Genomic DNA, 5,942 nt, shown 5'->3' on the forward strand with positions numbered 1-5,942 from the left:
ACCGGTGTCGATCGAACGGAGGCGCATGACAACGTCGGCCGGCACCTGGCCGACCACACGGTCGAGATCAGCGAATGACCGCAGGCCATCCTCCGAAGAAACCGATCAACATACTAATCGCCGCTCATCTGAGGAGGTTTGCCGGTTTCTTCAGCGCGTTTCTCCTGCGTGCGAGCACAACCTCAGCTGAGGCGTTTGGCGGAGGTGAGGAGGCCTTCGGAGGTGGGGAGGAGGGCCGAGACCAGGTCGTCGTCGTCGCGGACGGCGCGGATGAGGTCGCGCAGTGCGTTGGTGTCGGGGTCGCGGTGGGCCGGGTCGGCGACGCGGCCGCCGGTGAGGATGCCGGCGAAGGCGACCACACCGCCGGGGCGGAGCAGCCGGAGGGCTTCGTGCAGGTACGCCGTGTTCTCCCGGCGGTCGGCGTCGCAGAAGACCAGGTCGTAGTGGCCGTCGGTGAGCCGGGTGACCACGTCCAGCCCGGCACCCGCGATCAGGCGGAACCGGTTCGAGGGGACGCCGGCGTCCAGGAACGTCTTGCGCGCCAGGCGCTGGTTCTCCGCGTCGATGTCGACCGTCGTGAGCGTGCCGTCGGGGCGCATCCCGCGCAGCAGAGCGAGCCCGGAGACGCCGGTGCCGGTGCCGATCTCGACGATCGCCTTGGCGCTCACGCTGGCGGCGAGCAGGCTCAGTGCCGCGGCCGCGCCGGGCCCGATCGCGGCGATGCCGCTGTCCGCCGCGCTCGCCCGCGCACCGGTGACGACCTCGTCCTCACCGGTGTAGTCCTCGGCGTACGCCCAGGACGTCGGGTCGATCCCGCTGGCGATGTTGCCCTCCCGAAGCTCTGCTGGGTTTCCTGCCCACTGTTTCGGCGCTGCGTTACTCATCCTGCCCCGAAGCCTAGCGGCACCCGGTCCGATTTCCGTGTCTCCCGCGCTGAGACTGCGCACTCTTGCTCATAATGTCAGGCCTTACGTCAGATATGATCGTCTCCAACAGGCAAGACTCGTCCCCGGAGAGGAGGTACGGCGTGCTGCGGTGTCCGGCAGGCGGATCAGGACCGGATGACGTCGATGCCGGCTTCCTTGAAGACGGCCAGTTGCGTCTCGTCGGCCTGGGCGTCGGTGACGAGGGTGTCGATCTCGCTCAGCTCGCAGATCCGGGCGAACGCGCGCTGGCCGAGCTTGGAGGAGTCGGCGACCACGACGACCTTGGCGGCCCGGCTGACGATCAGCTGGTTGATGTTCGCCTCACCCTCGTGGTGGGCGGTGGCGCCGGTCTCGTCGATCCCGTCGACCCCGATGAAGGCGATGTCCAGGGACAGGTCGGACAGGATCCGGTGCGACAGCGGCCCGATCATCTCGTAGGACTGCGGCCGGGCCACGCCGCCGGTGAGCACCATCTTCACGTGCGGCCGGACGATCAGCTCGTTGGCGATGTTCAGCGCGTTGGTGACCAGGGTGAAGGCGGGTTCGCCGTGCTCGGCGGACAGCTCCGGCCGGGTCGCCAGCGTGCGCGCCACCTCGGAGATCGTGGTGCCGCCGTTCATGCCGATCACCATCCCGCGCCGGACCAGCGTGGCCGCCGCCTGCGCGATCCGCTGCTTCTCGGACGCGAAACGCGCAGTCTTGTAGCGCAGCGGAAGGTCGTACGACACCGCGTTGGCGACCGCGCCGCCGCGGGTCCGGGTGAGGAGCTGCTGCTTGCCCAGGTGGTCGAGATCGCGCCGGATCGTCGCCGCGGACACGTGCAGCTGCTCGGCGAGCTCGTCGACGTCGATGGCGCCTTTCTCGGCGAGCGACTCGAGCAAGGTGTTCAGGCGTTCATAACGCTTCACCCGGGGCTCCTCCTTCACACAATCGGTCAGCCGGATGCCGGCTGGTTGGCACCATTCGATCACGTTCGAGCAGTTTCGACCACGACAAGTGCGGAGACAAGATGACCGGAACGCCATTTGTGAGCACTGAGATCGCCACTCAGCCCCAGCTGTGGCGGCAGGTCTCGGACGGTTTCGCGCAGTACGGTGGCGCATTGCCGAAGCCTGGTCAACGGGTCGCGGCGGTGGGCTGCGGGACGTCGTGGTTCATGGCCATGGCCTACGCCGCGCTGCGCGAGGACAGCGGTCAGGGCGAGACGGACGCGTTCGCGGGCTCGGAGTTCCCGGCCGGCCGGTCGTACGACGCGGTGGTCGTGATCAGCCGCTCCGGTACGACGACCGAGGTGCTGGACCTGATTCGGGCGACCGACCTGCCGACTGTGGCGATCACCGCGACCGCGGACTCGGCGATCGTCGAGTTGGCCGACCACACCGTCCTGCTCGACTTCGCCGACGAGCAGTCCGTCGTACAGACCCGGTTCGCCACGACCACTCTGGCGCTGCTGCGGGCGTCGCTGGGGGAAAGCCTGCGGCAGGCCGCCGCGGACGCCGAAACGGCGCTCACCGTGGACGTCGACGAGCTGGCGAAGCTGGAACAGGTCACGTACGTCGGCACGCGCTGGACCGTCGGCCTGGCGCACGAGGCGGCCCTGAAGCAGCGTGAGGCGGCGTCGGCGTGGACCGAGGCCTACCCGGCGATGGACTATCGGCACGGCCCGATCGCGATCGCCCAGCCCGGCCGCGGCGTCTGGATCTTCGGTGAGCCGCCGGCCGGCCTGCTCGACGACGTCACCGCGACCGGCGCGACGATCGTCCACCACGCCGACCTGGACCCGATGGCGTCCCTGGTGGTCGCCCAACGAGTCGCTGTCGCCAAGTCGCTGAACCTCGGCCTCAACCCCGACCAGCCGCGCAGCCTCAGCCGCTCGGTCATCCTGGACTGACGACGACGGCCGGCCGGGGTGTTGACCCGACCCTGCAGGGCCTCAGAGCTGTACTGCTGACGGGCCGCGAACAAGCCGGCGTCATCCGGCCTTCGACCAGCCCTGTCAGTGTCACCAGCAGCAGGAAGTACGGCGAACGTCGTGGCGAGCGGCCAGGTCGTCATCGCGAGGCCGGAGGCGGCCGCGGCCACGATGACGACGTACTCGGGCCGCCCGCCGGAGCGACGGGTGGGGGACCTAGGATCGATGACGAGACGTCCCGGAGCCGAGGAGCGTGCGTTGAGTCACACCGTGGTGGCAGAGCTGGTGGCGAATGTGCTGAAGGTCACTGCCCGGGCAGGAGACGCCGTGGGACCCGAGGACACCCTGGTCATCCTGGAGTCGATGAAGATGGAGATCCCCGTACTGGCCGAGGTGGCCGGCACCGTCGTCGAACTGAAGGTCGCCGAGGGCGAGGTCGTCCGCGACGGCGACCCGATCGCGGTGATCGAGGAGAAGTAGGACCGCAACGAAAATGACTGTCAGCGCGTCTCGTTCTGTGGAGGCACCGGCCGGGAACTTCCGTCCGGAGCGCCGCGTTGAGCCGTCGTACGAGCAACTCAGGGTCGAACCCGGGTGTTCCCGACGTGCGCAGAGGACGGTGACCGCGGCACCATGGCCTTCACGCTCATTGCCGAACCAACCCTGGGAGGCGTTGCGGTGAAGCCGGCCGACATCTCCGTGGCCCCCGCGCCCCAGCCGGCGCCGGACGCGCTGCCGTCCTGGGACGAGATCGTCCGCACGCACTCCGCCCGCGTCTACCGGCTGGCCTACCGGCTGACCGGCAACAAGCACGACGCCGAGGACCTGACCCAGGAGGTCTTCGTCCGGGTCTTCCGCTCACTGTCGTCGTACACTCCGGGCACGTTCGAGGGCTGGCTCTACCGGATCACCACGAACCTGTTCCTGGACGGCGCCCGGCGCAAGCAGCGGATCCGGTTCGACGGGCTGCCGGAGGACGCGCACGACCGGCTGCCGGCCAAGGGCGTCGGCCCGGCCGAGAAGCTGGACTCCGACCTGTTCGACCACGACGTGCAGTACGCGCTGGACGCGCTGCCCGAGGACTTCCGCGCCGCCGTGGTGCTCTGCGACATCGAGGGCATGACGTACGACGAGATCGCCGACGTCCTGGACGTGAAGCTCGGCACCGTCCGCAGCCGGATCCACCGGGGCCGCTCGATGTTGCGCAAGCACCTCGAGCACCGGGCGCCGCGGTCCGGCCAGACCCGCGTCGGCGGCCCGCCCGCCGACGGACTCCTCGGCGACGGAGGTGAGCTCCGGTGACCCTGCAGCATCCGCTGGACAAGCTCAGCGCCGTCGTCGACGGTGCGCTCGACCACGACTCCCGGGACAAGGTCCTGAGCCACCTGGTCGGCTGTGACAGCTGCCGGGCCCAGGTGGACGCCCAGCGCCGCCTCAAGGCCCGGATGGCGGCTCTGGAGACGCCTGAGCCCTCCACCGACCTGATGCAGCGCCTGATGGGCGTCTCGTCGTTCTCGCCGGAGCCGCGCGAGGAGGTTCGCCCGGTGCTGACACCGGCCATGTCGCTCTTCCCGCAGCGGTCCGCGTTCCCGGCCGCCCGGACGGGTGCGACCCGACCAGGTGCGCCTCGGACGACGCGCAGCCGCCGTCGTACCGGCGTACTCGGTGCTGCCGGCTCGGCCGCGGCCGTCGCGTCGCTACTCGGTACGGCGTTCGTCGTCGGCGACCCGTCCCGGCAGGAGCAGCCGCCCGCGCTGCAGCCTCCGGTGGCGAGCTTCTCGTCCGACCACGCCAGCACGACGGGCGGAGCGCCGTTCGCTGACCCGATGGCAGTGCTGAACTCGTACAACGGCGCTGGTTACGCAGGGCTGAGCCCGACGCTGCAGCCGGTGGCCCTGACAGGACGCTGACCCGTGAGCCTCCCCCGGCTCGCCGTACTGGTCAGCACCGCACTGATCGGCTTCGGCCTGCCCGCGCCTGCTGTCGCGGCGCCACCGACCACCACCCGCGAGGACTCGCCGCAGGCGATCAGTTGGCTGACCCGCGCGGCTGGAGCGCCGAACCATGTGTCATACCACGGCACGCAGATCGTCACCTCGTGGGGACCGCAGGGCGCCAGTTCAGCGATGCTGGACATCGTCCACGCCGCCTCGCAGGGTTCTGAGATCAGTGTGGTCGGCTCGTCGTCACCTGGTGCCAAGGCGTTCGTGCAGCGTGCGACCAGCCAGGGTGCCGCGGTCGACGGTGGACCGCTGACTCTGCTGCAGGCGACGTACGAGCTCGTCTACACGTGCTGCACGGACACCATCGGCCGGACGGCCGTAGTGGTCGAGGCGCTGCGGGACGACCAGACGCTGGCCGCCCGTTTCTGGATCGACAAGGCGACCGGGCTGCTGCTGCAGCGGCAGCTGTTCAGTGAGGACGGCACGACGTTGGTCCGCGCGACCGTGTTCACCGAGCTGGAGATCGAGGACTCGGAGTTCCTCGGCCATCTGCCGCCGATGGCGCCGAACGGGGTCGAGTCGCTCGGCATGGGCAAGGTCGACAACCTGCGCTCCCAGGGCTGGGTCTGCGCCCCCGAGCTGCCCGCGTCGCTCAAGCTGTACGACGTCCACCAGGACAGCACCAACGGGTCGCTGCAGTTCTCGTACTCCGACGGCCTGTTCAACGTCTCGTTGTTCGAGCAGCGGGGCGTGCTCGACCCCGCCGCGGTCGCCGGCTTCAGCCCGACCGGGACCCCGGGTGTCCACGTGCGCTACGGGATGCCGTCGTACGTCGTGTGGTCCTCGGGCGGGATCGTCTACACGCTGATCGGCGACCTGCCGCCGGACCGGCTCGATCAGGTGGTCGACGCGCTGCCGCACGACGTGCCGGTCACGCTGACCGCGGTCCAGCGGACGGGGGCCGGACTGGCGAGAATCGCGACGTGGCTCACTCCGATGGGTGCGCTTTCCGGGAAGCTGGGATAATCGAATTCGGTAGGTCCTTCCGCAACCCGGGGTGGATCACCGACCGACGACCAGACGACGACGTGAGGCGGGCACCGTGAGCAGCGACGACGCCGAGCCGACAGTACCGACTCCCAGCGCGGAGCCGACCCGTGT

Annotated in this window: 7 protein-coding genes; 5 read left to right on the forward strand and 2 right to left on the reverse strand. The window is 69.6% G+C overall.

The window, feature by feature from the left end; genetic code table 11:
* Positions 1-182: 182 nt before the first annotated feature.
* Entirely contained in the window at positions 183-884 is a 702-nt protein-coding gene (locus E1218_RS34595; protein WP_132327258.1) for an O-methyltransferase, read from the reverse strand.
* 167 nt (positions 885-1,051) lie between these two features.
* The gene (locus E1218_RS34600; RefSeq protein WP_132327259.1) at positions 1,052-1,834 is read right to left on the reverse strand and encodes a DeoR/GlpR family DNA-binding transcription regulator; all 783 of its coding nucleotides are present in this window, start codon (positions 1,832-1,834) and stop codon (positions 1,052-1,054) included.
* Between the two features lie 119 nt (positions 1,835-1,953).
* Here E1218_RS34600 and E1218_RS34605 point away from each other — a divergent pair, with 119 nt between their 5' ends.
* From E1218_RS34605 to E1218_RS34630, 5 genes are all read left to right on the forward strand, one after another.
* Positions 1,954-2,817, forward strand: coding sequence for an SIS domain-containing protein (locus tag E1218_RS34605; RefSeq protein WP_233712671.1), 864 nt, complete (start codon positions 1,954-1,956; stop codon positions 2,815-2,817).
* A gap of 141 nt (positions 2,818-2,958) precedes the next feature.
* On the forward strand, positions 2,959-3,318 hold the full coding sequence (locus tag E1218_RS38025; protein ID WP_325052879.1) for a biotin/lipoyl-binding carrier protein: 360 nt from the start codon (positions 2,959-2,961) through the stop codon (positions 3,316-3,318).
* 153 nt (positions 3,319-3,471) lie between these two features.
* A complete protein-coding gene (sigE, locus tag E1218_RS34620) occupies positions 3,472-4,140 on the forward strand; it encodes an RNA polymerase sigma factor SigE (RefSeq protein WP_132327261.1) in 669 nt (222 codons plus the stop codon).
* On the forward strand, positions 4,137-4,748 hold the full coding sequence (locus tag E1218_RS34625) for an anti-sigma factor family protein (RefSeq protein WP_132327262.1): 612 nt from the start codon (positions 4,137-4,139) through the stop codon (positions 4,746-4,748). Before sigE ends, E1218_RS34625 begins: the two co-directional genes overlap by 4 nt.
* 3 nt (positions 4,749-4,751) lie before the next feature.
* Entirely contained in the window at positions 4,752-5,807 is a 1,056-nt protein-coding gene (locus E1218_RS34630) for a sigma-E factor regulatory protein RseB domain-containing protein (protein WP_132327263.1), read from the forward strand.
* The last annotated feature ends 135 nt before the right edge of the window (positions 5,808-5,942 follow it).

This window comes from Kribbella turkmenica (assembly GCF_004348725.1).
Lineage (GTDB): Bacteria > Actinomycetota > Actinomycetes > Propionibacteriales > Kribbellaceae > Kribbella > Kribbella turkmenica.